Source organism: Nocardia pseudovaccinii NBRC 100343, assembly GCF_001613225.1.
GTDB lineage: Bacteria > Actinomycetota > Actinomycetes > Mycobacteriales > Mycobacteriaceae > Nocardia > Nocardia pseudovaccinii.
This window is the reverse complement of the sequence record NZ_BDBY01000213.1, coordinates 1-2,246: the sequence shown is the minus strand read 5'-3', so window position 1 is coordinate 2,246 and position 2,246 is coordinate 1. Positions and strand designations below refer to the sequence as shown.

Here is a 2,246-nt window from a genome sequence, read left to right as displayed (position 1 = left end):
CGGCCGTCGACGGTAGTCATATGGTGGTCGGGATCGAGGGGCCGAGCCGTCATTCGACTACGCTCGATTCTTGGTTGGGCTGCGGTGGGTTCTGTTGTCCTGCAATGACATCTCGGGGTTCAGCTGTCCTGGGATGATGTGCTGTTTCGTGGCTTTTCCGGGCGGTGCTGGGCGCGTCGTGTGCCGTACCCGGCCTACCTCCCGCGGTCGGGTGGGCAGGCCCACAGCTTCCGGCCCGGTCCACCGGCTGTGGCTGCGTGCTTGGTCGAGGGTAGTCAAATGGTGGTTGGGTTCTGGGTGTTGAGCGACCATTCGACTGCCCTCGACGAGGCTGGCGACCATTTGACTGCGCTCGATGGGCGGGTGCCTAGGTGGGTGTGGCGGATTTGTCCGGCGCTGTTGTGGCGGGCGGGTGGTAGGTGATGGCGGCGACTACGAATACCGCGAGGGTCGCGAGGACGTAACTGCTGCCGATGAGCTGTTGCCACCAGGCCCAGCCGAGTTCCAGGTCCTTCGAATGCGGCAGGAGCCATTGAGGGCCGATCATGAACAGGACGGTGAAGGCGCCGACGGAGCCGATGAACCAGCGATTGCGGGTGCCGCGGGCGATGGCGTCGGCGGCGACCAGGATGGCGGGGGCGATCCAAACCCAGTGGTGCGACCAGGAAACCGGGGAAACCAGCAGTACCGCGGCGGCGTTCACCATCAGTGCGGCGACCTGCTGGCCCGCTTCGAGCAGGCGGCGCATCCACACCGCGGCGAGGGCGATCGCGATGAGCGACAGGGTGATCCAGATCAGGGTGGCCAGGGAATCGGAGACGCCGAGGCGGAAGGCCATGCCCTTGATCGACTGATTGCCCGCGAAGTACGGCGGGCCGATGCGGCCGGTATCGGCAAGGGTGTGGAACCAGTATTCGGCCGAATCGCTCGGGAACAGCAGGAATCCGAGTCCGACCGCGACGATCGCGGAGACGATCAGCGTGCCCGCCGCCTTCCAATCCCGGCGCAGTAGGAAGTACAGCAGATATCCGGCCGGAATCAATTTCACCGAGACCGCGATGCCGATGAGCATGCCGCGTGGCCAGAACGGTTTGCGGACAAGGCAATCCATGGCGACCGCGGCCATCAGCACCAGATTGATCTGGCCGAAGCCGAAGGTCGCCCGGATCGGTTCGGACGTCTGTGCCACCGCGACGATACCGATGACCAGCGCCAGCATGGTCCGCCGCTCGAGGCTCGGGCGCAGCCGCGCGAGCACCAGCCAGAGCGTGATGCCGAGGCTGAGCACCGAGGTGGCGGTCACCAGCACCTCGGCCAGCGGCAGCGGCATCAACGCGAGCGGCGCGAAGAACAGGGCGGCCAGCGGGGGATAGGTGAACGGCAGTCCGATCCCCTCGACCGGGGGCATCGGTCCGTACAACTCGCCGTCGTCGAGCCAGACGCGCGCACCGTTGCGATAGACCTGGAGATCGATGTACCCGTTCCACCAGTGCACCACCAGCGAGACGATCGCCGACACGGCGAACATCGCGACAGCGATCAACAGCCAGCGCACCTGCGGGTTCGACAATGAGAATCGCGGCGAGACATCCGAGTCGAGTTCGAGCCGAGTGTTCTGTGTGGTGACGGGCTGCTCGGCCGGATCCGCAACCCCCGATCGATCGTTCACGGCCAAAGCGTAGCGGTTGCGAGCTCGCGTGATGTGTGCCGACCCGAGGCATCCGGGCCCGAAAACCGGCGATCCGGACGACCGGTCGATGCGAGCGGCTGCCCGTCGAGGGCCACGGCTAAACTTCATGGCGAATCCCCAGCTTCGCGCTCCGGCCCGAAAGGACCCTGGTACTCCGTGACTCCGCAGGTCGACACCGTCAGCGCAGCCGCAGCAACTCCCGACGCCCCGCAGCCGTACAAGGAGCTCGGTCTCAAAGACGACGAGTACGCGCGGATCAAGGAAATCCTCGGCCGTCGGCCGACCGACGCCGAATTGGCGATGTATTCGGTGATGTGGAGCGAGCACTGCTCCTACAAGTCCTCGAAGGTGCATCTGCGCTACTTCGGCGAGACCACCACCGACGAGATGAAGTCCGCGATGCTCGCGGGCATCGGTGAGAACGCGGGCGTCGTCGATATCGGCGAGGGCTGGGCGGTCACCTTCAAGGTGGAGAGCCACAACCACCCCTCCTATGTGGAGCCGTATCAGGGTGCGGCCACCGGTGTCGGCGGCATCGTGCGCGACATCATGGCCA

At 65.6% G+C, this 2,246-nt stretch carries 2 protein-coding genes; one reads left to right on the top strand and one right to left on the bottom strand.

Annotated features, from left to right (window positions below; all coding sequences use genetic code 11):
- Window positions 1–367: 367 nt before the first annotated feature.
- A complete protein-coding gene (locus NP3_RS27380; RefSeq protein WP_245721130.1) occupies window positions 368–1,669 on the bottom strand; it encodes a glycosyltransferase 87 family protein in 1,302 nt (433 codons plus the stop codon).
- Window positions 1,670–1,846: 177 nt separating this feature from the next.
- Here NP3_RS27380 and NP3_RS27375 point away from each other — a divergent pair.
- The coding region (locus NP3_RS27375; protein WP_245721129.1) for a phosphoribosylformylglycinamidine synthase-related protein at window positions 1,847–2,246 on the top strand (400 nt) is incomplete at its 3' end.